This window comes from Amycolatopsis sp. NPDC051373, assembly GCF_040689465.1.
GTDB lineage: Bacteria > Actinomycetota > Actinomycetes > Mycobacteriales > Pseudonocardiaceae > Amycolatopsis.
In genome coordinates this window covers 17,488-43,110 of record NZ_JBFBAE010000040.1, presented here as the reverse complement: position 1 = coordinate 43,110, position 25,623 = coordinate 17,488, and the positions used below count along the sequence as shown (strand labels likewise).

24 protein-coding genes and 3 pseudogenes are annotated in these 25,623 nt (G+C 67.5%); 9 read left to right on the top strand and 18 right to left on the bottom strand.

Annotated elements, in window-relative coordinates:
- Positions 1-563 precede the first annotated feature (563 nt).
- Positions 564-1,259 (top strand): LysR family transcriptional regulator, encoded by a 696-nt coding sequence (locus tag AB0383_RS45510; RefSeq protein WP_366190674.1) that lies wholly within the window; start codon positions 564-566, stop codon positions 1,257-1,259.
- Here the strand turns inward: AB0383_RS45510 and AB0383_RS45505 are convergent.
- Together AB0383_RS45505 and AB0383_RS45500 are read right to left on the bottom strand one after the other, a co-directional pair.
- On the bottom strand, positions 1,243-1,479 hold the full coding sequence (locus AB0383_RS45505) for a hypothetical protein (protein WP_366190672.1): 237 nt from the start codon (positions 1,477-1,479) through the stop codon (positions 1,243-1,245). The two genes, AB0383_RS45510 and AB0383_RS45505, sit on opposite strands and share 17 nt — an antisense overlap.
- A gap of 188 nt (positions 1,480-1,667) precedes the next feature.
- Entirely contained in the window at positions 1,668-1,961 is a 294-nt protein-coding gene (locus AB0383_RS45500; protein ID WP_364187393.1) for a cupin domain-containing protein, read from the bottom strand.
- A 724-nt stretch (positions 1,962-2,685) separates the two neighbouring features.
- On the opposite strand from AB0383_RS45500, the gene AB0383_RS45495 reads away from it, so the two are divergent.
- Positions 2,686-2,940: an acyclic terpene utilization AtuA family protein gene (locus tag AB0383_RS45495; RefSeq protein WP_364187391.1), complete on the top strand. Its 255-nt coding sequence runs from the start codon at positions 2,686-2,688 to the stop codon at positions 2,938-2,940.
- Here AB0383_RS45495 and AB0383_RS45490 read toward each other — a convergent pair.
- The 4 genes and pseudogenes from AB0383_RS45490 to AB0383_RS45475 all read right to left on the bottom strand — a co-directional run bounded on the left by AB0383_RS45490 (position 2,860) and on the right by AB0383_RS45475 (position 5,822).
- Positions 2,860-3,714, bottom strand: coding sequence for a DUF5996 family protein (locus AB0383_RS45490; protein ID WP_366190669.1), 855 nt, complete (start codon positions 3,712-3,714; stop codon positions 2,860-2,862). The genes AB0383_RS45495 and AB0383_RS45490 overlap by 81 nt on opposite strands.
- Before the next feature lie 206 nt (positions 3,715-3,920).
- Positions 3,921-4,505 (bottom strand): annotated as a pseudogene (locus AB0383_RS45485) (CocE/NonD family hydrolase); the annotation flags it as partial.
- 170 nt (positions 4,506-4,675) lie between these two features.
- A complete protein-coding gene (locus AB0383_RS45480; protein WP_366190667.1) occupies positions 4,676-5,056 on the bottom strand; it encodes a hypothetical protein in 381 nt (126 codons plus the stop codon).
- A gap of 64 nt (positions 5,057-5,120) precedes the next feature.
- The gene (locus tag AB0383_RS45475; RefSeq protein ID WP_366190665.1) at positions 5,121-5,822 is read right to left on the bottom strand and encodes an alpha/beta hydrolase; all 702 of its coding nucleotides are present in this window, start codon (positions 5,820-5,822) and stop codon (positions 5,121-5,123) included.
- Positions 5,823-6,505: 683 nt separating this feature from the next.
- On the opposite strand from AB0383_RS45475, the gene AB0383_RS45470 reads away from it, so the two are divergent.
- From AB0383_RS45470 to AB0383_RS45460, 3 genes are all read left to right on the top strand, one after another.
- Positions 6,506-7,597, top strand: a complete 1,092-nt coding sequence (locus AB0383_RS45470; protein ID WP_366190663.1) for an MBL fold metallo-hydrolase — start codon at positions 6,506-6,508, stop codon at positions 7,595-7,597.
- 574 nt (positions 7,598-8,171) lie between these two features.
- Positions 8,172-8,309 carry a hypothetical protein gene (locus tag AB0383_RS45465; protein WP_366190661.1) on the top strand — a complete coding sequence of 46 codons (138 nt, stop codon included), beginning with the start codon at positions 8,172-8,174 and terminating at the stop codon, positions 8,307-8,309.
- A gap of 734 nt (positions 8,310-9,043) precedes the next feature.
- Entirely contained in the window at positions 9,044-9,499 is a 456-nt protein-coding gene (locus AB0383_RS45460) for a VOC family protein (RefSeq protein ID WP_366190659.1), read from the top strand.
- Between the two features lie 254 nt (positions 9,500-9,753).
- On the opposite strand, the gene AB0383_RS45455 is transcribed toward AB0383_RS45460, so the two are convergent.
- Both AB0383_RS45455 and AB0383_RS45450 read right to left on the bottom strand, forming a co-directional pair.
- Positions 9,754-10,056 (bottom strand): hypothetical protein, encoded by a 303-nt coding sequence (locus tag AB0383_RS45455; RefSeq protein WP_366190657.1) that lies wholly within the window; start codon positions 10,054-10,056, stop codon positions 9,754-9,756.
- 789 nt (positions 10,057-10,845) lie between these two features.
- The gene (locus AB0383_RS45450) at positions 10,846-12,420 is read right to left on the bottom strand and encodes an MFS transporter (RefSeq protein WP_366190655.1); all 1,575 of its coding nucleotides are present in this window, start codon (positions 12,418-12,420) and stop codon (positions 10,846-10,848) included.
- A gap of 387 nt (positions 12,421-12,807) precedes the next feature.
- Between AB0383_RS45450 and AB0383_RS45445 the strand changes: the two genes are divergently transcribed.
- On the top strand, positions 12,808-12,996 hold the full coding sequence (locus AB0383_RS45445; protein WP_366190653.1) for a hypothetical protein: 189 nt from the start codon (positions 12,808-12,810) through the stop codon (positions 12,994-12,996).
- Positions 12,997-13,577: 581 nt separating this feature from the next.
- Here the strand turns inward: AB0383_RS45445 and AB0383_RS45440 are convergent.
- From AB0383_RS45440 to AB0383_RS45420, 5 genes and pseudogenes are all read right to left on the bottom strand, one after another.
- Positions 13,578-14,358, bottom strand: a pseudogene (locus AB0383_RS45440) (transposase family protein).
- 562 nt (positions 14,359-14,920) lie between these two features.
- Positions 14,921-15,079, bottom strand: coding sequence for a DUF6307 family protein (locus AB0383_RS45435; protein ID WP_366190651.1), 159 nt, complete (start codon positions 15,077-15,079; stop codon positions 14,921-14,923).
- On the bottom strand, positions 15,076-15,282 hold the full coding sequence (locus AB0383_RS45430; RefSeq protein ID WP_364187359.1) for an RGCVC family protein: 207 nt from the start codon (positions 15,280-15,282) through the stop codon (positions 15,076-15,078). The genes AB0383_RS45435 and AB0383_RS45430 overlap by 4 nt, the downstream gene beginning before the upstream one ends.
- Positions 15,283-15,599: 317 nt before the next feature.
- The gene (locus AB0383_RS45425) at positions 15,600-16,070 is read right to left on the bottom strand and encodes a DUF5994 family protein (protein ID WP_366190648.1); all 471 of its coding nucleotides are present in this window, start codon (positions 16,068-16,070) and stop codon (positions 15,600-15,602) included.
- A 318-nt stretch (positions 16,071-16,388) separates the two neighbouring features.
- Positions 16,389-17,540 carry a N(5)-(carboxyethyl)ornithine synthase gene (locus AB0383_RS45420; RefSeq protein ID WP_364187353.1) on the bottom strand — a complete coding sequence of 384 codons (1,152 nt, stop codon included), beginning with the start codon at positions 17,538-17,540 and terminating at the stop codon, positions 16,389-16,391.
- A gap of 676 nt (positions 17,541-18,216) precedes the next feature.
- Here AB0383_RS45420 and AB0383_RS45415 point away from each other — a divergent pair.
- Positions 18,217-19,314, top strand: a complete 1,098-nt coding sequence (locus AB0383_RS45415) for an AI-2E family transporter (protein WP_364187351.1) — start codon at positions 18,217-18,219, stop codon at positions 19,312-19,314.
- Between the two features lie 920 nt (positions 19,315-20,234).
- Here the strand turns inward: AB0383_RS45415 and AB0383_RS45410 are convergent.
- Positions 20,235-21,232 (bottom strand): annotated as a pseudogene (locus AB0383_RS45410) (IS110 family transposase).
- Between the two features lie 415 nt (positions 21,233-21,647).
- Here AB0383_RS45410 and AB0383_RS45405 point away from each other — a divergent pair.
- Positions 21,648-21,791, top strand: coding sequence for a hypothetical protein (locus tag AB0383_RS45405; RefSeq protein WP_364187348.1), 144 nt, complete (start codon positions 21,648-21,650; stop codon positions 21,789-21,791).
- A 22-nt stretch (positions 21,792-21,813) separates the two neighbouring features.
- On the opposite strand, the gene AB0383_RS45400 is transcribed toward AB0383_RS45405, so the two are convergent.
- The 3 genes from AB0383_RS45400 to AB0383_RS45390 form a co-directional block, all read right to left on the bottom strand.
- Positions 21,814-22,383 (bottom strand): DUF5134 domain-containing protein, encoded by a 570-nt coding sequence (locus tag AB0383_RS45400; protein WP_364187345.1) that lies wholly within the window; start codon positions 22,381-22,383, stop codon positions 21,814-21,816.
- Positions 22,384-22,931: 548 nt separating this feature from the next.
- Positions 22,932-23,390 (bottom strand): carboxymuconolactone decarboxylase family protein, encoded by a 459-nt coding sequence (locus tag AB0383_RS45395; protein WP_364187342.1) that lies wholly within the window; start codon positions 23,388-23,390, stop codon positions 22,932-22,934.
- Positions 23,391-23,592: 202 nt separating this feature from the next.
- Positions 23,593-23,994, bottom strand: coding sequence for a cupin domain-containing protein (locus AB0383_RS45390; RefSeq protein WP_364187340.1), 402 nt, complete (start codon positions 23,992-23,994; stop codon positions 23,593-23,595).
- A 343-nt stretch (positions 23,995-24,337) separates the two neighbouring features.
- On the opposite strand from AB0383_RS45390, the gene AB0383_RS45385 reads away from it, so the two are divergent.
- A complete protein-coding gene (locus AB0383_RS45385; protein WP_366190644.1) occupies positions 24,338-24,973 on the top strand; it encodes a dimethylsulfonioproprionate lyase family protein in 636 nt (211 codons plus the stop codon).
- 321 nt (positions 24,974-25,294) lie between these two features.
- Here the strand turns inward: AB0383_RS45385 and AB0383_RS45380 are convergent, their stop codons facing one another.
- Positions 25,295-25,588 carry a hypothetical protein gene (locus AB0383_RS45380; protein ID WP_366190642.1) on the bottom strand — a complete coding sequence of 98 codons (294 nt, stop codon included), beginning with the start codon at positions 25,586-25,588 and terminating at the stop codon, positions 25,295-25,297.
- Between the last annotated feature and the right edge of the window lie 35 nt (positions 25,589-25,623).

The window sequence follows — 25,623 nt, the reverse complement described above, 5'->3', positions numbered from 1 at the left end:
GCCCGTCCGCCGGCGATCCGCAGGCGGTCGCGTGGCACCGGGCCGAGGCTGACCTCGACCGATCGGATGTGGACGCCGCGACATCGCAACTCATGCGCCACGTCCTCGACATACCTGACCGCACGAAGGCTGTCGGCCGGCCGTATGAGCGGCCGGGAGGGCCACGATGGACTCGTCGCGTGCATGGTGAATCCTCCGTCCGCAGCGCGCAGCGACCGTTTCTGCGCGGGGGAGTGGCTGCTTTCCGAAGCTCAGCCGGATCCGGAGTCGCCGGCCAATTGGCGTGGCCTATGGCTTGATTGGTCGTGCGCGGATCGCGACACCGGCGCACCGTGCCCTGTGCCGGGCGCGGTCGCATCGGTGACGCACCGAGTGTTGCGTGACATGCGATCGGCGACGAGTGCCATGCGGCGCCACACCTCGCGCCGCCGACGGCTACGCGTTCGCCGGATTCGGCCTACCACGCACCACGGCATTGTGGTCACTGAGCTCGATCACCTGAGCGCGCGTGCGTCGTCGATTCAATCAGGCCATGGACAAGGAAACGAATGCATGGAACAGAAATGACGCAACAAACCGGGCCTGATCAGCAGCCTCGTGTGGGAACAGCTCTCCGTCAGGGGATTGAGCTCCGTCATCTGCGGTACCTGGTGGCGGTCGCCGACGCCGGAACGATCACGCATGCGGCGCGGCGGATGTTCGTTACCCAGCCCACCCTCAGCCAGCAGATACGGCGGCTGGAAGAGGTCGGTGCGCCGTTGCTGCACCGGCGGCGGACCGGTGTCCGTTTCACTGCCGCCGGCAGAGTCTTGCTTGAGGAGTCGCGCGCCGTGCTCTCAATGCTTGAGCACGGAGTGACGCGAAGCCGGCAGGTGGCGGGCCTGGGCCGGCCCCGTCTGAGGTTTGTGCTGCCGCCGAATTTGCCGGAGGGGCTCGTGGTGCGGACGGCCTCTCGTCTTCGGTCCACGGCGGACGCTGCCGGCGTCGATGTCGAATGGCTCGAAGCACCGCTCGACGCCGAGTTCACGCCGATCCGCCAGCGACGTGCCGACGCCGGGCTGGGCTGGCTGATGTGTTCCCCGGACGCACTACCGGATCCGCTGGAGGTCGTGAGCGTCGGGGAGTTCGAGCCGGAGGTCTGGATACCCGCGACAGCCGGCAACGCTGACCGCCGAACCATCAGCGTGGACGAGCTGGCCGACATGGATGTCGTCCACCACCACGCCGTACCAGTCCAGCCACCTACGACGCCTGGTTGACGCTGCTGCGTGGCAGCCGCCCGCGTTTCGAGTTCACCGACCCTCCGATCTCGCACTCGCTACCGACGACACTGGCGTTCGCGGCGACCGCCCCGCGTCCGACCGCGGTGCTGACCGGCCCGCTCAACCCGAGCAGTGAGCGGGCGGCACCGCGCATCCGGCAGCCGATGGCGAGCACGTACGCCATGGTCCGGGTCGCCGTCGAACCCTGCCCGCTCATCGCGACTGCCGTCGTGGCGTGGTGCGGGGCTCTGCCGCGTGACCTCCAACAGGTGCTGTTCGACGCGGCTGACGGAGTCGGTTCTTCAGCTTGCTCGTCGGCCGAGCCGGCTGAGGTCGAGCCCACGCCCTCAGCCGCCTCTACCGTTGGGATTTTCCGGCAACATTGCCCGCCGTAGCGGCTGCGGGCTACGAGTGGGGGTCGTCGACCTTGAGCTCGGCTCCGGGGTCGGCGACAAAGACGACCAGGAGCCTGGCCCGTTTCGTCGAGCTGGTGTTCTCCGTGAGCACATGGTGCACACCCGGCTGCTCGGTCCAGTTCTCGCCCTGGCGGAATGTGCTGACCGGTTTGCCTTCGAGTTGGCTGCGCACAGTGCCTTCGAGGACGTACGCGTCGACGAAAGCGTCACCGTGCCGGTGCGGTAACGCGCGTGCGCCGGGCGGGAAGTCGACCCCTACGGAGGTGAACGTCTTGCCTGTCACATTCGGAAGGGCCTGCTGGATCAGGGGGGTGAGGTTTTCGGTGGGTGGCTGCGATGCCGTGGTGGGCATCGGAGCTGTGGCGGGGGCGGGCTGGCCCGGGCGGCGCAGGTCGTGGCCCCGGCCAGCGTGGCGACGGCCAGGATGCCACCGGCGATCCGCATTCCGATCAGGATGGGTCTTCTGTTCAGCTTTCGGTGACGCGGAGAATCGTCGTGCCGTAGGCGCATTTGTTGCTGGGCTCATGGCGATTGTCTAAGGATGCACGCCACAGCTGGACCTGTGCCATACCGCATGGTTGAACACAACGTCGCGTTTTCCGTCTCATCAGGGAGACGAGGCAGCCCCTCCGAGTGCGACGGCTCCACTGGCTACTCGCGACTGCCGCGTAGGACCGTCTCGGCGTGTCGCTTCTTAGACACCGGTTCCCGGTAGTCGCCAGCCCTGCTTGCAGCTGCAGGCCTCATCGCTGACGCCGTTGGCCCATCGCGCGGACGTGTACCTCGGCGTCGTTCTGCCGGTCATCGGTGTCGGTTTCCTGGCCACCGTGGTCGGACTCCTTGCCGCCGTGCAGTATTTCGCCGGTGTCGTCGCCTTGCGGTGTGTGGTGGTCCTGCCCCCTGGCCCGAGCCCGTCAGCGCGCACCGGTCACCACGCCATGATCTCGCCGGGCCGACCGCGAAGGTCAAGCCGCGAGGGACAATAGTGTCGTGTCCAGGATGGACCCGTGCGGACACTCAGGATCGGCTCGGGCGCGGGGTTCGCCGCCGATCGCATCGAGCCGGCCGCGGAGCCGGCTGAGCACGGCCACCTCGGCTGTCTCGTCTTCGAATGCCTCGCGGAGCGGACGATCGCCTTGGCACAGCTGGACAAGCTGCAGGATCTACAGCGGCCAACTGCGTCAGCCGTCAATCGCGTGCGGTCGATGTTCCAGTGCCTCTCGGTCCCATGCCCCAAGATCGGCCGCGGCGACATAGGTTGACCGAAGAAAGCCGAGGAGCATGCCATCCGGGTCTGGCGCTGTGCGCACGGCCTCGTACGGCAGCAAAAACTCGCCCAAACCAGCGTCAAAATAAGCAACGTTGGGCGTCACGCGGCGCTGCCGATAGCCAGCGGGCTCAGGGTAGGAGTAGGCGTAGAAGGAGCCCTCTGCGCTGCCGCCTGGCCAGAACCCGCAACTGGCGAGTTCATGCGAGTAGCCTTCCACCATCACGCGGTCCGGACAGTTCGGAACTCCACCGGGGTGCCGTGGAGCGGCGCGGCCGGAGAACCGGGTGCAAGCCAGGTCCATCGCTCCCCAGAAGAAGTGCACCGGGCTGCTTTTCCCCATGAACTCGGCTCGGTACTCGCTCATGACCCGGTGTGCGGCCGAGAGCTGACCCCAGAACCGGCGGGCGTGATCGTGCTCGTACGTGCGATGCGCGTTGTCTTCGGCGAAGGGGATCGCCCGCTCGACTTCCACGGGGGTCGCCCAAATTGACACTTCGATGCCCAAGTTGGCCAGCGCCGCGACCGTCTCCCGATAGAAGACGGCTACGGGCTTCGACTCGAGGACCACCTGACCGTGCGCGCCGTTGCTGACACGGATGTTCAGACGGTGGTCCACGAAGTCGAATTCCAGGTCGAAGAGCTGATTCCCGTTCGGGATCGAAGACGTGGTGAGGCCTCTCGCGGATACATACAGGGGAACCTGCCACCAGTGGTTGACCGGCGGCGTGTTGGCCATGCGGATCTTGCCGACGACCTGGGTCCACATGTGCAAGGTGTCACGCGTGTCGGTCCAGTCGTCGACCCGAAGCGCAGGCCACGGGTCCGCGACAGCGAGTTCACTGGACATCGTGACTCCCGATCAGTGCCAACCGCATATTGCACAGTGTAATCGATCCTGGCGGAGGCGAGATCATGCGAAGTCCAGGGGTGCCAGCCGCCGATGAGCAGCACGGGGATTCGCGTGGCGGTCAGCGCCGCCGAGGCCCCGTACGGAGTCCAAAAAGGATCATCGCGGTCGGGATGGGAGAGCCAGTCGGTGAACCACGTGTGGGCGGGACCTAGCGCCTTCGCAGCGGCGGCTTCCGCGGTCGGCTCGCGTAGCGCGGTGTCGACGCGGCGGCGCGCGGCGAGCATCGTGCGCGGCCCGCGGGCCTGCACGTTGGTGCTCCAGCCGAGAAAGTCGGCCAGGGCCACCGAACCGGTACCGCGGATGGCGCGGGCGAAGTCGTGCGGAACCACGAGAACGATGGCCGCCCGCAGCTCCGGCGGAGGGTCCTGCAGCAGCGCCCACTGCGTCCAGCCCAGGTAGGAACCGCCGAGCGTCGCGAGGCGGCCGGTGAACCACGGCTGCTCGCGCAGCCACGCGACGGCGTCCTGGCTGTCGGCGGTTTCTTGCGCGATGGGCCGCAAGGCGCCGGTGGATCCGACCGTCCCGCGGACGCTCTGCACCACGACCTGGTACCCGCGTTCGGCGAAGGCGCGGCCGTGGAACAGGCTTTCGGGCAGCCCGCGGCCATACGGCGTGCGGATGAGCACAGTGCCGTGCGCCTCGCCCACGTGCAGGTAGAGGTCGGTGAGCAGCTGCGCCCCGTCGGTGGTGGGCACGGGCACCGCGCGCGCGATCGTGTAGCGCCGTCCGCCGGGGCAGGCTGAACACCGCGCGGTGGACGGCGCCGATCGCGCGCGAGCACGCCGGGCTGGGTCATGGTTCCTCCTGGTGGTGCGCCTCAGCCGGCGTGCGGCAAGACCGCCTCGGGCTCAGGGTCGGGTTTCGCGGACTTGCCGGGGCACAACGCCGCGGCGACCAATGCGGCCAGCGCAAGCGCCACGGCCCCACCCAGAATGCGGCGTGGTGCCGGCCAGGTCACCACCAGACCGGGTGCGGAAGCCGAGAGGCTCATCAACAGCGCGACCCCGATCGAGCCGCCGATCTGCACGGTGGTGTTGACCGTCGCGGACGCGACGCCGGTTTCGGCGGGGGAGACCCCGACCGTCGCCGCGGACATCGCCGAGCCGGACACAGTGCCCAGGCCCAGCCCGGTGAGCAGCAGCCCGGGCAGAGTGGTCGTGGCGTAGTCGTTTTGGAGGCCGGTTCGGGTGAGCGCCACGAAACCACGCCGGCGAGGCCGCGACCGCATCCCGGTAAACCGTCGCCATGGTTCGCGTTGCCTGTCACCCCGCGACGATTGCGGCCGCGGCCTGCTGGATGAGAGCGGCGACCGCGGCGGGCTGCGATACGTAGATGGAGTGGCTGCCGGCCACTTCGACCACGGTCGAGCCGGCCCGCTGGGACATCGCGTGCTGCGCGGGGGGTGGGATCATCTTGTCGTCGGTCGCGATCAGGTACCAGCTGGGCTTGGCTCGCCAGGCGGGTTCGGTGATCGATCCGCCGAGGGCGTCCACACCCCACGGGACCTGCGAATCGGCCATGAACGCGGCCTGCTCGGCGGGCAGGTCACCGGCGAAGGACGCGTGGAACTTCTCTCGGTCCAGGAACAGGAAACCCTCCGTCGGTGGCAGGATCGGCGGCACGGGCGCGCCGGGCGGCGGGTCGACGATGAGCGTGTTCACCGATTCGCCCGCGTCCGGGGCGAACGCCGCGATGTACACCAGCGCGTCGACGTTCGGGTGTGTGCCCGCCTCGGTGATGACGGCCCCGCCGTAGGAGTGGCCGACGAGAACGACTGGCCCGTCCTGTGCATCGATGATCCGCCGTGTCGCTGCGACGTCACCCTCAAGCGACAGGGTGGGGTTCTGCACGACAGCGACGCGGTGGCCGTCGCGCGTGAGCAGGTCATAGACTCCACGCCATCCGGACCCGTCGACGAAACCGCCGTGCACGAGCACGACATTTCTCGCTGATCCCGTGTCCATGATGGTCCCCTCTCGCAACTTTGTGGTCGATGTCGGCGAGACTAAGCAGACGACATGGCATACGGTTCCGCCAGATTGCCGAACCTGACCCTCGCAGCGGCGACTGCGCCAGGGCTGCGGGGGTGTTGCGCTGAGTGAGATCGTCGGAACGTAACGGCGTGCAAGGCGCCGGAGGCGCTAAGACCGGCAGCGTCCTTGAAGCTGACCATCAAGACCGGCAAGAACGCCGGCCAGCCGTTGCGCTCCCACGCTGCGTCTTTCGTCCCGAAGTGAGGTGAAAGACACAGTTGCCGCCAACTGGGTCAGTATTCGATACTCCTTTCAGTGGGGAATTATACGCGCGCTGGTCCAACAATTTACTTTTTGTTTTTTGAGTATTGACACACGTGTTTGAAATTTCATACGGTTTTGCCGTGAAGCACACCAAGGCGAGGTACGGCAGCGTGGGCGTGGCCCGGATCCTGTGCACCGTTTTACCGTGAACGCCGACGGTTTGGGCTTGCCTCGCCACTCGAGCATTTGCCAAAAGCGGTAGATGTACATTTTCAATTCGTGTAAATTGTCTATTTTGCCCTCGGGTCATCGGCTCTGAGTGAACTGTGTTCATCAGTGCTTGAGGTTGCGGTGAACCGAGTAACACGCTTTCGGAAACCTCCATCACTGTCCCCTGCAAAGGATGCACCTTGACGACGAAGTCCGAAACCTCCGAACCCACCAGCCGCAGAGCGGTGCTGAAAACGGTGGCTGCTGCCGCCGTCGTACCCGCGGCGACGGGGTTGCTCGGCGCCACCATGCCGAGCTCGGCCAGTGCCTCCGAGTCCGGCACGCTGCCGGACTTCGCACCGGTTCCCTCCGCCTCGGCGGGGCCTGCGCTGAACGCGAACGGCTACTACGTCGGCCGGATCGAAGGAAACCTCTATTGGGTGACCGATTCGTTTTACCAGGCTATGTTCCTGACCACCTCTGAAGGAGTCGTGCTCGTCGACGCTCCGCCGACGATCGGGCACAACCTCTTGCGGGCTATCGACGACGTCACCAAAGCCAACGGTATGCCCAACAAGGTCACGCACCTGATCTACTCCCACTCCCACGCCGATCACATCGGCGCCTCGGCGATTCTGGGTTCGGACGTGGTGCGCATCGGGCACGCGGAGACCCGCCGACTGCTTCGTACCGCCGGAGATCCCAACCGGCCGGTCCCGACGGAGACGTTCGACGACCGCTACGTTCTCAACGTGGGGGTTGAACGCCTGGAACTCACGTACCACGGCCCGAATCATTCGCCTGACAACATCTTCATCCATGCACCGGGCCATCAGACTCTCATGGTCGTGGACGTGATTTTTCCGGGCTGGGTGCCGTTCAAGAGCCTCGCCGTCTCCCAGGACATCCCCGCCTGGGTGAAAGCGCACGACATCGCCATGGGATATCCCTGGAAGACCCTGGTCGGCGGGCACCTCGGACGCCTGGGTGCCCGCTCCGACGGTTACCTCCAGAAGCAGTACCTCGCAGACCTTGATGCAGCGGTCCGCGACGCCTCGGAGACAGTCGACCCCGCGCCCTACTTCCAGAAGTACGGGGCGAGCGGTAACGCGTGGGCGATTTTCAAGACCTACCTCGACGCCGTCTCCCGCCGGGCCGCCGAGCCGGTGATCGCCAAGTACACCGGCACGCTGGCCGCCGCCGACGTCTTCACCGTGGACAACGCCTTCGCAATGCTGGAGTCCCACCGGATCGACAAGGATCTCCTCGGCCCCTTCGGTGTCCACCCGTGACGGCGCGCTCTTGAAATCACGTCGCCTTGCTCGGTGCTGTAGCGACCGGACGCAGGACAAGCATGGAGATCGGCAAGCCGGGTGAACGCTGAAGACTAACGTCGTGAATGGCTCTTCACTCGGGTTGGTGCTGACCGTTCCGCACCGGGACGGTCAGCACCAACCCGGCTGGTGGCGCAGCGCTCGGCGGACCGGCAGGTCACGCCGACCGAACTCGTTTCGCAATCGCGACCGCACGGCCGAATCGGTCAGCAGGCCACGCTCGACAGCCCCACCGCGCGCGAGCGGGGAGTGAGCGGGACGGGAGCGTCCAGCACGATGGGTGCACGCACGTCCGCCTCATCAGCCTGCGGTCGAGCAGCTCCGTCAGTAGCCGTGCCGTGTCGGTGGGGGCAATGTCCTCGGGTATCGCGAGCCGTTGCTGCACCGCGGCGGCCGCGGTACCCGGGTCGCCGGCGAGCAGAGCGTCCAGCACGACCGTGGCGGCTGCCGAGCGGCTCGGCCAGGGGCGCCGGCGAGCTCGGGGTCGCGGCCCGATGAAGTCGTTGTTGGAGCAGGGTGGCGGGAGCGGTGGGTGACGGTGCTGTCGGAGGCCGAGGCCTATGCGGCGGCGGAGCTGCTCGGGCAGTTCGCGCAGCTCGATCCGCCAGGTGAGTTGAACCGGCTGGCCGCCTCCCTGGCCAGCCGCCTCTACAGTCGCCTCGGCGCCTGACCAACTCTGGGGGTCACCGCCGGCGCTTTTGGGATGCCCACCACCCCAAGGCGCCATACTGTGACGGAACCGAATTTTGTGGCCAAGCTGGGCCGACCGCGGTGTTGTTCGTCAGGCTGTCTTGATGCAGTGGTGAGCGTCAAGAGGGTGACGTATGGCTGATTTCATTCGACTCATCGAGGGCTGGGTCCTGCCCTCCGGGACGGACGTGGAGCGGATCGTGCGGTCCGGGGACGAGCGGGAGCTGTTCGCTGTGCGCGAGACCTACCGGCGTCGGCAGCGGTGGCAGCAGATCGCGGATCAGGCTGTCGACGAGGACCATCGCAGGCTGTGGGAGCCGGCCGTGGCGGTCACGGCGGAGGTCACGCCGCTGCAGGAGCTGGCGGCGGCGCACCGGCTGGCCCGGATACTGAGCAGTAGCCGCTGGTACGTGATGCGTGATGCCCGCGGGGCCGGGGCCAGCTGGCCGGAGATCGGTGTGGCGCTGGAGATGAGCAAGCAGGCCGCTCAGGAGTGGTACCAGCGCAAAAGACCAGGAGAAGTACCTGCCGGACTTCCACGACGCAGCCCGGGTCCAGGCCGTGCTCGACGAGGACGCGCCGGGCACCACGGCGAGCTGACCTGGCTTTTGCGGGCCGGCCTTCGGCGCGCTGCGAGGAGAGAAGGACCTCGGCGATCAGCTTGTGGCTACGGTGGGAGGTGTCCCAGGAAGGTCGAAGCCGTTCGGAGTTCTCATGTCATTTCAAGTCCTTGGTACCGCGCACACGGGAATCACGGTCGTCGACCTCGAAAGGTCGCTGTCTTTTTGGAGGGACGTCCTCGGGCTCAAGGTCGTGATGCGCGATGAAGTGGCTGGCGAGGCGCTCGAAGAGATCACGGGTGTCCGTGGAGGCGCCATGTCGTTCGCCATTCTCGAGGTTCCCGGTGGCGGAGGCCAGATCGAGCTGTTGGAGTACACGGAGCCGGCCGATCGGCAGCATTTGCGGCCACGTCCCTTTGATGTCGGTTCGATGCACGTTGCGTTGTTCGTGGACGACATCGAGGCTGTGCCGCGGGATTGCGCTGCAGCTGGATGGCGCGGCCACGGGGCGCCGCGGATCAGGCAGGAGGGCCCGGCCAAGGGGATAATCTTCCAGTATACGAGCGACCCGGACGGCACCATCGTGGAACTCGTCCAAGCCGCCTCCTGAGGAGTTTTCCGCCTCTTCGAAAAGATCCACCCTGGTGAACACCGTGTGCCATTCTCCAGTCACTGACACCAACATTTCTGGTGTCAACAGCCAGACGGTTCACAACAAGGGCGCGAATCACCCAGCGGCCCCATGACCGGCGACGCCGCAAGTCTTCACCGCCTAAAGGGAACGGGTCCGCCCGCGCAGGAGCGACGAACATGCTCGTGTCGAACCCCGGGTCCGGGGTCTGGGCTCGTCGATCATGGCGTCGTTCAGTTCGGGCCGGCATGCCGTCGCAGCTCGGACCACTCGTCGTTCGGTCTGTCGGCGGCCAGCGCCGCACATCGTGGGCAGGTCCTCAGGTTCATACCACCAACCTGCGCGCCGAACGGCCTCATGCTACGGATGACGACGCGCAAGGTGCTGTCGCACAACGGATAGTCGGTGTCGTCGTGCACCGCGTGCCGCAACACGACAGGCTGCGGGGTGGCTTCGCCGACGCGCGCGAACCGGCGGCTCACACCCTGCGAGCGAGGTGCGGGCATCGTCTCGATGAAGCCTGAGTACAAGGTCATCTGACTGTTCCTCCTGGTGGCGTCGCCATTGAATCGCCGCCGAAGGCTGCAGCGCTACGCCCACTCTGCAAACGGACGCACCCGGGTGTCACCACTCGCGCCAGCGCTGCCCGGCCGAGCGGGGTCGCGGGCCGCGCCTGTTGAGGAACCGCAGCAGGCGGCCGCACAGGGGACGCCGAGGTCGCCGTCGACCCGCTTGATGTCGTCGTGGGGCAGCCCGGTGCCGCAGAGCGCGGTCATCATGTCGTCGGCGCGGCTGAGGGCGGGAGAGGGCACGCGGGCGGTATGCCCCGAGGACCGCATCGGGGCGCTCGAGCACGTCCAGGTCGACGGCGAGGTTCGGCGCCGCGGCTACGGGCGGGTCCTCGCCTCGCCGTGTTCTCCCGCCTGGACTGGTTCACCGACGGGCCGGACTGGATGCACGGTGACCGGCGCGTACGGGCGCTGCGCGCGGCGCAGCACGGCGCCGGGTGCACGTGGACAACCATGCTGATCGAAGACACCCCGCAGGCACGCGGATTCGCCGAATGGCTACCGCTGCCAAGGTCGGGGAACCGCTGTACTGCCGGCACATGCTCGACGCGGCCGGCCTGACCAGTATCGATTCGCCGGGTGCATAACCTGGCCGTGCAGGGGTACCACGATCGGCAACGGGAAAGACAGGAAGATCACGACAGCGCGAGGAAGTGCCTATGTCCCCTGTCAGTGAATTCGGCGGGGCCGCGAACGATTACCTGCGGGCCGGGCGTGCCCGCGGCGGGTGACGGCCCTCTGTCGGAGGAGATTGCGCTACCCGGGCGGAGGGTTCGGTTTGGGGCGAGCACCGGGCTGTTCTCTGGGTATGCCGCCGGTGACGGCGAGTGCCAGCAGCGTGAGCATCGCCAGCACCGCCAGTGCCGACCGCAGCCCCGCGATGCGGCTCTGGGCGTTGGTCGCCACCACCGCGTCGACCGTCGCCGGAGGGACGTCCGCGTTGTCCAGTGCGACTCTCAACTGGTCGTCGGACAGGAACGGCACCCCGCCGGACAGCTGTGTCTGCGCTTGTGACGCGAGATCGGCAGGCACCTCCGGGTTGTCCTGAATGCCGGCGAAGAAGGACGCGGTCAGAGCGGAGATCACGACAGCGCCTGCCAGCGCGGTGCCGATCGACGCGCCGAGCTGGGTTCCGGTGTTCTGCAGGCCGCCGACCTGGCCGCTCATCTCGTCGGGCACGGACGACACCGTGACGCTGCCCAGCTGTGACGCAAGCGCACCCAGGCCCGCACCGGCAAGCAGCAGCGGCCAGGTGATGATCTTTGCCTCGGCACTGACGTCGAGCAGCACGACGAGGAGCACGCTGCCCGCGAAGACGGCCAAGAACCCGAGTCTGACGACCCGCTGCGGCGAGGCGTCGGGCCGCAGCTTCGGGATGCCTACCGCGAACAGCAGCAGCGTCAGCGACAGGGGCAGCAGCCGGATGCCGGTCTCCACCGCTGACAGCCCGAGAGCGACGGACAGGTACAGCGGGATGGTGAAGAAGATGCCGGCCTGCACGAGGAACATGAACAGGAACGAGCCGACACCGCTGCGCAGCTGGCGGACACGCAGCAGCGCCGGGTCGACGAGCGCGCCCTCATGTCGCGTGACACGCCGCTTTTCCCACGCGAGGAAGACCGCGGACATCACGCCGCCCGCGAGCACAAGCCAGATCCCCGGCGAGAGTCCGAGCCACGTCGGGGCGCCGGGCTTCGGCTGAATGAAACCCCAGCTGCCGGAGACGAGGACACCGAGCACGATCATCCCGAGTCCCAGCGCGGACATCGCGGTGCCGCCGAGGTCGAGATTGGTCCCTTTTTCGGCCGGCGTGTCGTTCACGCGCCTGACCAGGACCAGGATCACCAGCACGATCAGCACCTCGCCGGCGAAGACCCAGCGCCACGAGGCGTAGGTCGTGAACGCGCCTCCGATCACCGGGCCCAGCGCGGCGGCGATAGCGCCCGCCGCCGCGACCAGACCGTAGGCCCTGGGACGCTCGGGTTTGCCGAAGTTCGACGCCACGAGCGCCACGATCGCCGGCATGATGAGCACCGCTCCCAGGCCTTCCAGGAAAGACCAGCCGATGATGAGGACGACGAGGTTCGGTGCCAGGGCCGTGGTCAACGACCCGCACGCGTACACGACGCAGCCGATCGAGAACGAGCGCTTGCGGCCGAGGATCTCGCCCAGCTTCCCGCCGGTGATCATGAGCGAGGCCATCACCAGCGTGTAGAGCGTGATCGCCGTCTGGATGCCGGTGACGGTCGTGCCGAGGTCCTTGGCGACGGTCGCGATTGCGGTGTTCATCACGGTGGTGTCCAGGGCCATGACGAACTGCCCTGTTGCCAAAGTGAGCAGAACAGACCTGCCGGCTCGCGACTCTCGCCTGGTCTTCCTCTGGGTCAACGCACTGCCTCCTCGTGCGGCCGACGTCGGTGTCGGGCAGAGTGCGCACGTCGCCGAGCTCGTTCTCGCCGCCGCAAGTACGGATCGAGAACGCGCACCCGCTTACTCCGTAGGCGGAAACAGGCGGCGTCGTGTTACCAGAACTTCTGTGGCACCGACGCTGAGGCGCTGGCGCCAAGCGAGCCTGACGAACGCACCCGTACGTTCGCCGAGCGCGGCGGTGACACCGACCCGAACACCCTCTACGAGCAGGCCCACAAACTCGTCCTCGGCCTCGGCGATGCCCCGACAGGGATCGTAACCGCCGGCGACCCCGAGTACTTCGCCCGGATGCAGCACTGCGCGGCGAACATCCTCACCCAGCTGTGGTCCACCGGCTACCTGCTCGGCCCGATCTCCATCGACGCCTGGCCCAACGAGGCGACCGCCCGCCAACTGCTCACCACCATCGAACACCACGCGGACGTCATCACCCTGCTGCACGAGACTGAGCACTTCGACGAAGACGACCAGCCCTGACCAGCTGGACGCGACCAAGCGTTGTTTTCGGCGCCTGCTACGTAGACGCCCGGATTACTTCGGCCCGCTGCCGGTTCTCCGGCGGACCGGCCCGGACGCGCGAGCATCCCACCGTCCTCGGCGCGGACCACACGACGTGATCGCGCTCCGGCACGACCTCGACCACCTCGCCCGGAGTCCTGCGGCTGCTGGCGTTCCTTGACCTACCCTCCAGGCCTGCGCGGTGAGTCGACCCCGTGGATGTGTCCGTAGCCGATCCGCATGGTCCAGGCCGAGAACCCTCGAGAACGTGACGTTGGCGCGGACGCGGGATGCTTTACAGATCGGCCTGCGGAAACGTCGATCAGCCACCTGTTCGCGAACGATCGTTTGTGCACTATGCGTTCCCGTTCAGGCACCGGCAGGGAAGCAGCTGAACCGAGCCGCACCTCAGGTCCGTGTGACGGGTGTCGACCGCGGGACCATCATGGCTTCGGTCCGCCCGGATCATCTGGCTCTTCGAGAAGATCGGCTGGGCCACCGACGTCCGCTAAGGGATGTCTCGTAACTGCTCTTGTGGTTGGTGGGGCTGGTGTTGCGGATCAGTCTGCGAGGAGGATGTTGTGCAGATGCGCGATGCCGGAGACCGTGTCGTTCAGGGTGCTGGCGGCGCGGCGATAGTCGCGCAGGATCTTCCAGCACTTCATCCGCGCCAGCGCGTGCTCGACACGGGCCCGGATCTTGCGATGGCCGGCATTGAGGTCTTCCTGCCAGCCGGGCAGATCGCTGCGGTCACGGGGTTTGCGGTAGGGCATGATCACCTCGGTATTGCCTTGGTAGCCGCCGTCGGCCATCACCGAACGCCCCGCCAACTTCTGCTCGATGCCGCAGGCGCGGTAGACGGTGCAGTCGCCTGCGTTGCCCGGATGCGCGTCGCCGGTGGCGATCACCAACCGGGTGTCAGCGTCGATCGTGACCTGCACGAACGCCCGAGTACCGGTAGTTCTTCGACGGTGCTGCCAGCCGGTGATCCCGCGTCGGCACCAGGGTGCCGTCCACGATCGCGATCGCGTCGATCCGCCACTTGCGGACCGGGCCCAGCGCCAGCAGCGGCCCGATCGTGTCGATCACCCGATGCGCCGCGGAATGCGACACCCCGAACAGCGGCCCGATCTGGCGCATCGTCAGGTTCGTCCGCCAGTACGTCGCGACCAGCAGCACACGATCGGCCAGGTCAAGACGCCACTGACGACCAGGTCGGCCATCGGCGATCTCGTCACCGCCACGTTTCGCCACGATCCGCACCAACTTGCGGAACTGACCCGGTTCCAACCCTGTGAACGGGGCAATCCACTCCGACCGCGACGCCGAGATCACCTGCACCACACCATGATCAACTATCTAGGCAACCAGACCCACACCGGGTTACGAGACATCCCTTAGCCAAACCCGAACGCCTGGCCCGCAAGCTCAATCCCGGCTACACCTTCACGCCTAGCGGGTTCGGCAAACTGGAGCGTGGCCCGCTCGCCGACGCACCCGCCCGCAAACACCGCAGCATCACCCGGCCGGAAGGCCGCTGACAATGACGACCGGCGGCGGAAGCATGGCGGCCGCGCTCCCGCGACGCAGACACCGGATCGCTCGCCGTCGTCACCGCTTTGCAAACCGCGTGGGCCAGGTCGAGCGGATCAGCTACCTCCTCGGTGGCGGCTGGGCGATCACCCACCGCAACCTCGTGCTGAAAGGCCACCTCCGTGCGGCTGAAATGATTCCACGTCATCCCGGCGCACACACACCAACGGCGCCGAGGAGGCGAGTCGCCCAGCGCCGGCATGGCAGCCGCGAATGACGGCGCTGGTTGCCCGGGTAGGGCAGCACGATCGCTATGTGTGCAGCTGATGGGAGCGCCCGGCCCCAACAGGGCCGGACGCACATCGGTTGTTTACCGCATCTGTTCGGGAATCGTGTCCATGGTGTGCAGTAGTTGCACGGCAAGGGCCTGACAGGCGGTGTCCGACAATTTCGTGTTCTCTTTCAGAACATCTCGCACCAGTTTGACGCGCAGGTCGTACCGGGACGCAAACGCGATTTCCGTGGTCATGATGTTTCCTTCTCAGGTTCGCAGTGCCCGCCGACGCAGACGCATCGGCGGTTGAACCCACCCGCCACGGTGGCCGTGCAGTAACGGCGTGCGATTGAATCGTGCGTGTGTTGGGCATGCTGGCAGGCCGCGCACGCAACTGCGGCCGTACCGCCGGTCTCTGTGACGGCGCCAGCCGGTTTCGCGTTCGCCCCGGCAGTCATGACGGTGGAAACCCACGCCCGGCCTGTTGCCACTGGGCCCGGTGTCATCGACGGGCGCGGCGTCGGGACGGGTCGCGTGCCCACGTGCTCGCCGTGCCGGGGCGCCGTTGCGGGCCGCGTGCTGTCCCGCCGTCGGTTGGCGGTGTCGGGGTGTAGACCGGCTGGCGGAACAGGCTCCCGTACCGGTCGTCCGGGGAGGTGGTGAGCGCTCCGGGCCGGGGTTGCTCGGCGATGGGGTGGCTGAACATCGAATTGTCCAGTGTGGACGTACTGATCAGAGGATCCTTTCGTGGGTGCTGCCCGGTGGGCGGGGTGGTTCAGGAGTGCAGTGGCGCGCGGCTGTTGGTGTGCTTGTGCCCGGCGGCCAGCAGATGTGTGCTGTCGCTGGTGTTGTCCGGGTCCGCGGCGGTCGTGAGGGCGTGCTGTGCGGCGTCGGGGCCGGTTTCCGCGGCAATGACCAGCAGGGTCGTTCGGTGCTGGTCCCAGCCGATGACCGTCAAGATGGCGGATGGCTGCGACCGGAATCCCTCGAGCCGGATGACGCTCTCACCGAAGGTGACGTCGCGGGGTGGATCCGGCCAGTCGCCGAGGTGGTAGGTGACCCGGTCGATGCGTCCCAGCCGAGCGGCCAGCGCCGCGAGCAGCGCGGGCAGTTCGGCGGCCAGATCGCGGGACCGGGGCCACCATGCACCGTCGACGTGTCCGGTGGTGGGTGCCGCCGGTTTCAGCCGTAGACGGGGCTCGGTGACCGGTTGCGTCGAGAGTGTGGTGTTCGGGCCCGACGGCATGTCGGTGCTCCCGTCTCCGGCCGCTGATTGCCGGCCGGACTGGGGCCGAGGACGGCGCAGGTTCGATCACTCGCGCACGAAATGCTCTCGGTCAACACCGAGCGTACACGACGACTGCGCTGAGTGTTGAAGAGTGTGACGCATTCCGGGGTACTGGGCGTTGGCGCCGACATGTTCGCCGTTGAGGACGAGGTCGGCCAGAGCGAGTTCCCAGCCTGCGGTAGCTGCGGAATGTCGGAAGCACCAGCCGGGCGGTGGGGTTTGCCACAACGGGTGCTGCCGCGGTCCCCCTCCCGCGGAGGGGCCGGTCGCAGTCCTCTACTCCACGAGGTGCGGGTACTCCGCCGCGCGGTGTTGGAAGACCAGGACGGCGGGATTCCGGACGACACCGTCGCGGATCTCGATGGCGCGGCGGACAGTTTCGTCACCGTCCCATGCGGACGGTCCGCCGAGCACCGTCCCCAGGAACGGGAGCAGGGCCTCGCTGATCTCCGACGTGGCCGAGTTCCACAGGTAGGACGGGCTGTGATCGACGGCGTAGTACGTGATGCCGTCGCCGACCACGAACGACGGCTCGGCGAACGTGGTGGTCCGCGCCCAGCTGAAGCCCATGCCTTCGTCGCAGGAGACGTCGACGATGAGGCTGCCGGGTGCGAACGCGGCGAGGTCGTCTTCGAGGAGGAAGGTCAACGGCGCGGCGGTGTCCTGCAGGACGCAGTTGACGACGATGTCGTGCGCGGCGAGGAACCCCGCCAACGGTACCCGGCCGCGGTCGGTCAGAGCGTGGCTGCGGCGGGGGTCGTCGGGGTTGTTCACGTCGTGCTCGAACTGCACCATCGTCGCGGAGTGGATCGGCGAGCCGACCGCCGTGACGTCGCGGCCGGTGAGCACGCGCACGTCGTGCACGCCGTGCGCGTTGAGCGCGGTCACCGCACCTCGCGCCGTCGCCCCGAAGCCGATCACCGCCGCCCGCAGCCGGCGGCCGTAGTCGCCGGTCGAGCCGATCACCTGCAGGGCGTGCAGCACCGAGGAGTAGCCGGCCAGTTCGTTGTTCTTGTGGAAGACGTGCAGGCCGAACGAGCCGTCACGGTTCCAGTGGTTCATCGCCTCGAAGGCGATCAGCGTCAACCGGCTGTCGATGGCCTGCTGCGTGAGCTCGCGGTCCTGGACGCAGTGCGGCCAGCCCCACAGCACCTGGCCCGGCCGCAGTTGCGCGACGTCCTGCGGCAGCGGCTTGGCCAGCAGGATGATGTCGCACTCGGCGATGAGCTGTTCCCGCGTACGCATCCCGGCGACGGTGCCTGCCAACTGTGCGTCGGCTACGCCGAAGTCTTCGCCGTAGCCGTGTTCGAGGTAGATGCGGTCACGGAGGCCGGCGTCAATTCGTCCGACGTGGCGTGGGTGGATCGGCAACCGGCGTTCGTCCGCTTTCCGCGAATGCGCGACGACGCCGAGGGTGAGCTGGTGCACATGGGCCCCTTTTGCTAGACCACAGTCTAAACACACGGCGGGTACGGCGCTCCGCCCACGGGGTTCCGGCCGCCAACACGTCAGTAGTGGACGTGCCGCGGAAGCGGCGAAAGATCTTCGGGACGACCGTGCCGAGCGAGCTGCGCCGGAGTCAGGGCATCGGAACGGTCCACATCAGACGGATGCCGTCCGCGGCCGGGTGCGCAGACAGTCGGTCACGACGAACCAGTTTCGGCGCCGGACAGCACGCTGCTTCACAGACCGGATCGGTCGACGGTCATTACCCTGCTCTTGTCGTAGAACTTCACCTCGCCGGTGTCCGGGAAGTGGACGCCGACACAGTGAACGTGAGCGTTACCGGAGCCGAAGCTTTTGCCTTCGTCGACGACGAAGCGATGTCATCACGGTCGAGAACCTTCACTCGCCGCGGCCCCGGTCGTTCCTCACTGGTCGAACTGCGTGTCGTCTCCTGTTCGAAAAACAGGCCGTGTATGGCGATAGGACACTACGTGACACTACGTGATCCCGACGGCACGCGAAATAAGAGCTCCGGCTGCGGTGGCCCGGCTCGCGGGCTTGGCCGTTCGCCGCTCGGCGGCGTGGAGACATACGAGGCACGCTGGACCCGGCCACGTCCTTGCCGGGACGGGTACTGAGCCATGGAAGGCGGACGCTCATGACAACCGATCGGCCGGTGAGCCGGAAGAGCGAATCCTCAGAAGAGGTGCTGTCCGCGGTTCCCTACGGGCTCCGGGTCGCGGCCGCCGTCGGCTGGCGCGCGCTGATCGTCGCGGGCGGTCTGACGATCGTGGGCTTCCTGGCCGTCAAGCTGGCCTCAGTGCTGGTCCCGGTCGCGGTGGCGCTCTTGCTCGCGGGCCTGTTCTCCCCGGCCGTTTCCTGGCTGGCGGGCAAGAAGGTCCCGCGTGGGCTGGCGACCGCGATCGTGTTGGTCGTGGGAATCGTGCTGGCCGGTGGTGTGGTGACGTTCGTGGTCATCAGCGTCACTGTGGGCATGCCCGGGCTGATCGATCAGTTCACCACGAGCCTGACCGACCTGCACACCTGGTTGCGCACCGGGCCGCTGCACCTGAGCCAGGGCCAGCTCGACGAGATGCTCGGCAACCTGACCGCCATGCTCGGCCGGAACAAGTCGGCGATCGCCTCGGGCGCCCTCACCACCGCGGTCACCGTCGGGGAACTGCTTGCCGAGTTCCTGCTGGTGGTGTTCTGCCTGATCTTCTTCCTCGCCCAGGGCAACACAATCTGGGCATTCGTGCTGAAGGCCGTTCCGGCACGCCTGCGCGGCCGCGTCGACGTCGCCGGCCGCAGTGGATTCACCACCCTCGCGCAGTACATCCGCGGCACCGCCGCCGTCGCGTTCGTCGACGCCGCCGGCATCGGCCTCGGACTGGTGATCGTCGGAGTCCCGTTGGCGGCTCCGCTGAGCACGCTGGTCTTCCTCGGCGCGTTCATCCCTGTCATCGGCTCGGTGATCGCCGGCACGATCGCCGTCCTCGTGGCACTGGTGGCCAACGGCGTCTGGGCGGCCGTCATTGTGCTCGCCGTCGTCGTCGGTGTCATGCAAATCGAAAGCCACGTGCTGCAGCCATTGCTGCTCGGGCGGGCCGTCCGGCTGCACCCCCTGGCCGTGGTCCTCGCCCTCGCCGCCGGGCTCGTCACCGCCGGCATCGTCGGTGCCCTGCTTGCGGTGCCCCTGCTCGCCGTCGTCAGCTCGGGCGTGCGAAGCCTGACTACGTCACCGGCGCCGGACTGACTGTCTCGCTGTGCCGCTCGCGCTGACTTCCGACGGCGGGATGGCCACGGACCTCCGCGGTCGATCGAGGTGTACCGCCCGCGGGGTGCCGGCGGTACACCTCGCGGCCTCAGTTGGCGGGTTGGGGACTGGTGTTGCGTCGTCGGGCTTCGTGGAGCTCTCTTCGAGTGAGATGATGCGGCATGCGGGGTCGATGGCCGTTCCGTCGTCGATGAGTTTGCCGTACTCGCGCGGCGATGCGCAGCTGGTGGCGGGAGAGCGGCGGTGCGCGCCCGCAGAGCGCGACTTGAACCCGTCCACACGGGAGATCTCCCATGTGGACGGTTCTCGGACACCCCGCACGGCCGTCGCTAGCTGATCGAGCTGCGCGTGTTTGCTCGGCGGCGACGAAGTCCTGCTCGGTGACGAGGGCCGCATGTGAGGGCTTGGTGGATGCGGGTGTTGATGTCGGACGTCCCGTGCCGTTGGCACGGCGGTTCCACGGCGGCACCCTCACCGGCGCACTCGCGTGCAACGCCCCGCGCGAGCTCGCCCGGTTGCGCGCCGTCTTGCTGAAGTCCGCGCCCGCACCGTAATGGGTCGTGCGCCTGCGGCCGACCATCGACCTGTTGCTGATCGGAGTGAGGTGCACGTCCGCGCGTCTCTCCGGCATGACCGCCAGGCGTAGGTAGCAGTCGCCTCTACAGTGGGCTCAAGGGTCGACCGAACACACACAGCAAGTTGTGCAGATGTCTCGAGAGCGGCGCTTCGAGTTTCTGTCGGGAGGTCACCGCTAACGTCTCGGATTGATACAGACACGACCCGCTCTTCACGTCTACATTATCCCGCGACCTGGGTAAACGCGACGACTAGTTCATCTTCGCGAGGCGTCGAGCGTTGCTTCGGCACCGCGCTCCGCGGGGGGTGCCCCGATGTGGTTGTCAAGCCGCGGCAGGGGCGAGAGCGGCTTCGGGGTGGCGGTAGTGGGTGTGGTTGCGGAGCATAGGAGGACGTCGCAGCGGCGGCGGGCCAGGCAGATCAGGGCGACGCTGTGCCTCGCCGACTCGAGCAGGATGCGGGCGGCGGTCCTGACGCCGATGCCGGGCATCGAGGCCAGGACCCCGGCAAGAGGGTGCGCATAGAGTATCCCCTCAACCTCCTCGGCAACCTGTTTGCGTTGCTGAAGGACGCTTTTGAGGCTGTCGGCCAGTCTCGGGAGCACGGTGTCTGCGGCTGCGGTGCCCGGGACGGTGACGCTCTGTTCGGCCAGCGCGGTCATGATCGCGTCGATGAGCTTGTCGCCCATGCGCGGCGCGTGGGCCTTCGCGATCGCGGTCAGTTTGCGGCGGCGGGCCTGGGCGATCCCGGCTGGTCCGCCGCAACGGGAAAGGATCTCCAGCACCGCCGGATGACTGATCCGTGGTCCGATCGCCCGCTCGAGGGCGGGATGGATGCCGGTGAGCAAGCCGCGGATGCGGTTGGCGCTGCGGGTGGCTTCGCTGGCCAGGTCGTCATCGAATCCGACCAGCACATCGAGCTCGGCCAGGGCTTCGTCGCCGACGTCGACCGGGCGCAGCGTGTCGGACAGGGAGCGGGCGGCGTCGGCGATGATGAACGCGTCCCGGGCGTCGGTTTTGGCGCGGCCTGGGTAGAGGTCCGCGATGCGGCGCATCGCCGGCCCGGGCAGATAAGCCACTTGATGGCCTGCGGCGCGGGCGACCGCGACGGACAACGCGCCGATCGTCGCGGGCCGGTCGGCCACGACCAGCAGTGGTCCGTGCTGGGTGAGCTTGTCGAACAAGGCCTTCAGTTTCGATTAAGTGCTGAGCAGCGGCGCGTTGTGCAGCCGTTCGCCGTCCGGGTCGAGACCGACCGCGTGACGCTCGCCTTTTCCGACGTCCAGGCCGAGGAACCGGTGAGCGTGCAGGCTGTTCCGCACTGGAGCGGAACGGCCACCGCCGTCGACGAGTTCGACGGCCGCGGCCTGGACCACGCCTCGACGACGGCCCCAGGACGGCAAGACCGCGATACTGTCGTCGGGCCGTGGATCCGAGGGGCGGTGGTCGCTGACTCTGATCACCCAATTTGGGGGATCCTGCCAAACCCAAGGGATTATGGCCGGAACGCTCGCCGACGACCTGCGTTTTCGCAGGTCAGCACACCGCTGGACTCAGGAGGACCCATAATCCCTTGGCCGTCGGTTCGAGCCCGACCCGGCCCACTCTTTGTCTTCAAATAGCGGTCCTGAATGCACAAACGGTGACTGTAGTTGATCTTGTGGTGCCTGTTGGCATACTGTCAGCAATTAGCACAGCGCTTGGAACCCAAGGGATCTTCCGGGTACGACTGATCGCATGACCGCAGCTGAGACACCGGAGGAGGTGCTGGACCCCGATGACATCAGAGCGCTCGTCGGGGACTGGAGAACGCATCTGAGGGCCAAGAACCGCGCCGACTCGACGATTGATGCGTACATCGAGGGCGTCGCCATCGGCTGACGCCGCGTCCGGCAACGGACAGTTACGTGGCGGCCAGCAGCACGTACCCCATACCCGCGCCCATCACCGCGCGGTACACCTTCCGCGACGTCAGCCCCGGCGCCGCCACCCGGGCAGTCCGCACGGCGGCCACTCCCGACCGCGCGGCGTCGAGGAGGAAGTAGCCAGCGCCGACAACCGCGAGCAGCGGTAGCGCGAGCCCGGTATCCATTGTGGACATCGTGAGCCACGGCCCGTGCGCCATGCCGCCGTGGGGCATCGCGGTCACCATGTACAGCATCGCCGCGGCCGAGAGCGCGTGGTGCCCGCAGCTCGCGGTGTGCGCCTGACCGCGGCCGCGCCACCAGGCGAACCCGAACCAGGCCGCCGTGAGCACGAACACCGCCTGCCAGCCCGCCGCGGGGATCGGGCCGCCGACGGGCGAGAGCATCGCTACCATAGCGACCACGAGCAGCAGCTCGGCGAGGTTGGCGTGGCGCAGGCCGTGGCCCAGCCGTGCGTAGTCGAGTTGCACGAGCCGCAGCACGCACGGCAGCGCGAGCAGCGCGAAAACCGCGGTGAGCAGCCAGGCGAGCAACAGCGGCCCGCTCACGGCGAACCCGCCGGTAGGGGTCGGGACATGGCCTCACTCCAGGTTTCACGCTCTGTCAACGATCTCGGGATCCACCGTGGCACTCCGCGGCGAGTCAGTACCAGTCAGCAAAAGGTGAAACCCGTTGCCCCACAAGAGCTACGACTCCAAACGCCTCGTCTTACCGGGTCAGGCTCAGCACGCACGACGGACAATCGGTGACGGAAGCTGCCGAGCCAAATGCGTGCCCCGCGCGCCTCGACCACCGGTCCCGCCCCCAACGACGAGCTCGCCGCCGCGATCAGGGGTCGCCGGTCTCCAGCTGCTCGGCCAGGTACTCCCACCAGCTCGATGACGACCACGCCACCCGCTCCGCGTGCCGGCAACAACCTCGCGATCACAGTCCTCTCCGAGGCGGAGCTGCAGAAGGGCAAGAGCTCGTGGAGGACAACGGCGTCAAGATCAAGAGCGAGCTGGACCGCGGGTTCTGTCACTCGATCTACTTCGAGGACTCGGTCAACCAGATCGCGCTCGAGCTTGCCACCTGGCAGCACGCGCGATCGTCACAGTCAGCCGGCGACGTGGTATCGGCTGGTGATGGCGACGCGGTTGAAGGCGTTCATCACGATGACCAGCCAGGCGACGGCAGATACCTGCTCGGGGGTGAGCACGGCCGCGGCGGCGGCGTAGTCCTCGTCGGGGACGTGTCCGTCCGAGACGCGGGTGATCGCCTCGGTCAGCCGGAGGGCTGCGCGGTCGGTCGCGGAGAAGTAGCCGGTCTCCTCCCACGCGGGCAGCACGGCGATCCGGTCGGGGTTTTCGCCCTTCTTGAGGGCGTCACCGGTGTGCATGCGCAGACAGAACGCGCAGCCGTTGATCTGGGAGGCGCGGATCCTCACCAGCTCGACCAGAAGCGGGTCAAGGCCCGCCGCGGCGGCGTTGGTGTCCGCCTCCGCGGCGACGGCGATGAGGGTCTTGTAGGCGGTCGGGTGCTGCTTGTCGATGCTGACGCGCTGGATGTTGGTCACGGTTTCTCCGATTCGTTTTGTGCGGCCTTGCCGGCGGATAGGTTTTTGCAGATCTGCCCGCTGTAGCCGATTTCGAGTTATCCCTCGGATCGTCGGCCCGGAGTGAGAACCATCGGAAGCCGCCCTGGCTCGGCCCGCGTTCCGAGCCAGGGCGGCGCGCGACGACCGGCGATCGATCGTGCCGACCGGTCAGGTCGGATGGCTACCGGTTCGGCGCAGGAATCCGCTTGCTCGCCTTGGCTGCGAGCTCCTCATCACTGACCATGGTGAGCATCTCGACCCCCGGGGTCATCATCGCGACCACGACGAGGCGGCTCGTTTTGTCGGCGAGCAGGTTTGCGATCGTGTAGTGGATGACGTCGCCCCCCGGTTCCCAGAAAGCCTCTCCCGCCTTGACCGGATAGGGCGCCTCACCCTCGAGTTCGAACAGCATCTCGCCCTCGAGCATGTAGCCGAAAACGGGGCCCGAGTGACGATGGGGAGCGATACCAGGGTCCCCCGGCGGCAGCTCGAGTATCCGGATCATCGCGGAGGAACCCGGCGCGATGAACGGTGGAACGACTTCCAGCAGATCCTTCTGCCTCATGTTGCTGACAGCAGACATTTCATCCTCTCTAGGCTGCGTGTACCTCGTGCCTTCGCCGGGACTTCACTGGGACCCGAAGTCCGGATCACAGGTATCAGCGGTGGAGCACGCAGTACGAACCAGGCGAAATGACCATGGTTCCGATCTCTCAGGCCTTTCGGCCTCGAACAGTGGTGGGTTGCGCGCACCTGCTCGCGACCATGCCCTCGTCGCCTCGTTTTGATCTCTCATCAGGGAGACGAGGTAGCCCCTCGAGGTGTGACAGCTCAGACGTGATTAAGTCCGGGAGTATGGGCGAGCAGAACGTGCCACCAGCGTCGATCAGTCCGGATTGTCGCAGCGACCGCAGGGAGATGACTCGGTGACGGCAGGAAGCTCCACACCGGCGACTGCCGCGGTGACGGCGCTGGTCACCGACCTGGCTCGGCGGCTGGCGAGCGAGGGCCTGCCCGAGCACGCGGCCGACCTGCGCAGCACGCACCCGACCGCGCCGGTCGCGCCTGCGGCGCCGAGCGCCGCCCTGCCTGCCCTACGTAACCTGCCGAAAGCCCTTCGCATCGCGCTGGCGGACCACGTGACCGGACTGGTGCAGGTGCTGAGGTCCGCGCGATGGACGCAGACCACCACGTACGTCAGCAATCCACCTAACGAACGCTTCCTGCCCGGCTACGCGCACTGCACGCTGCTCGGCCCCGCCGCCGCGCTACCCGTGGCCGTCGACCCCGCCAGCCTGGTCACGCTCGGCGTCCTGCTGCTCGGCCCCCACGTGCACTACCCGCCTCACTGGCATCCGGCCGACGAGGTCTACGTGCCGCTCACCAGGGCCCGCTGGTCCACCGACGAATCCCCCTACGTCGCACGCGAACCCGGCACGGTCCTGCACCACGCCCCCACCCAACCGCACGCCATCCACACCGACGCCGTCCCCCTCCTCGCGCTCTACCTCTGGCGCGGCGACCTCCACACACCCGCCCGCCTCATCGACCCACCCCATTGAAACCCGGCATCAACGCTCAACCGGGTGCTACGACGACCCCGACGCCCCTACAACGACTCGACCGAAGAGGACCTGGCCGTCCCCGCCCGAGGGTATGACGGTCGCCGAGGCGGTTGCCGCGGCCGGCGTGACCCTGCCGCGACGGTGGAATGACCGCGCGTTTCGGACCCCGTCAGCGCCCAGTTCGGCATGCTCGCGGGTGAGCAGCCCGGCGAGGTCGAGCTGATCTGGATGTAGCCAAGCCTTGGACTCTGGCGAGGCGGATGGTCCCGCTGCTCAGCTCCCGGCACGGCACCAGCGGGTCTGTCAGGTCGGGCGCTGCTAAGCCAGCCGCCAGCCGCTGCCGTCGCGCCCTTTCGGCAGCGGTGCGCCGAAGCCCACGGCATCCGCATCCGCCAGATCTCCCGGGACCTCGGCCACGCCACTCTCGCCACCACCGAGGCCTACCTCGAACAAGGCCACCACCTCGTCGGCACCGCCGCGCCCACCCTCGCCGACCTCTTCACCGCCGGCGGAACCCCCACCCGTCCCGTCGACGCAGGAGTCCTCCGGTGAGCGCCCGAGCGGACACGAGACCACGGAATAGCCACTGACCAGCCCGCCCGCGGACGGCACGAGGATCGAGGCGGCCGTCCCGTTCGCGGAGCAGC

Coding starts and splice junctions, on each gene's coding strand:
- AB0383_RS45510 (WP_366190674.1), top strand. CDS start 564: ATGACGCAACAAACCGGGCCTGATCAGCAGCCTCGTGTGGGAACAGCT.
- AB0383_RS45505 (WP_366190672.1), bottom strand. CDS start 1,479: ATGAGCGGGCAGGGTTCGACGGCGACCCGGACCATGGCGTACGTGCTC.
- AB0383_RS45490 (WP_366190669.1), bottom strand. CDS start 3,714: ATGTGGACCCAGGTCGTCGGCAAGATCCGCATGGCCAACACGCCGCCG.
- AB0383_RS45475 (WP_366190665.1), bottom strand. CDS start 5,822: ATGGACACGGGATCAGCGAGAAATGTCGTGCTCGTGCACGGCGGTTTC.
- AB0383_RS45460 (WP_366190659.1), top strand. CDS start 9,044: ATGTCATTTCAAGTCCTTGGTACCGCGCACACGGGAATCACGGTCGTC.
- AB0383_RS45455 (WP_366190657.1), bottom strand. CDS start 10,056: ATGACCTTGTACTCAGGCTTCATCGAGACGATGCCCGCACCTCGCTCG.
- AB0383_RS45445 (WP_366190653.1), top strand. CDS start 12,808: ATGCAGCACTGCGCGGCGAACATCCTCACCCAGCTGTGGTCCACCGGC.
- AB0383_RS45435 (WP_366190651.1), bottom strand. CDS start 15,079: ATGACCACGGAAATCGCGTTTGCGTCCCGGTACGACCTGCGCGTCAAA.
- AB0383_RS45430 (WP_364187359.1), bottom strand. CDS start 15,282: ATGACTGCCGGGGCGAACGCGAAACCGGCTGGCGCCGTCACAGAGACC.
- AB0383_RS45425 (WP_366190648.1), bottom strand. CDS start 16,070: ATGCCGTCGGGCCCGAACACCACACTCTCGACGCAACCGGTCACCGAG.
- AB0383_RS45415 (WP_364187351.1), top strand. CDS start 18,217: ATGACAACCGATCGGCCGGTGAGCCGGAAGAGCGAATCCTCAGAAGAG.
- AB0383_RS45405 (WP_364187348.1), top strand. CDS start 21,648: ATGACCGCAGCTGAGACACCGGAGGAGGTGCTGGACCCCGATGACATC.
- AB0383_RS45390 (WP_364187340.1), bottom strand. CDS start 23,994: ATGTCTGCTGTCAGCAACATGAGGCAGAAGGATCTGCTGGAAGTCGTT.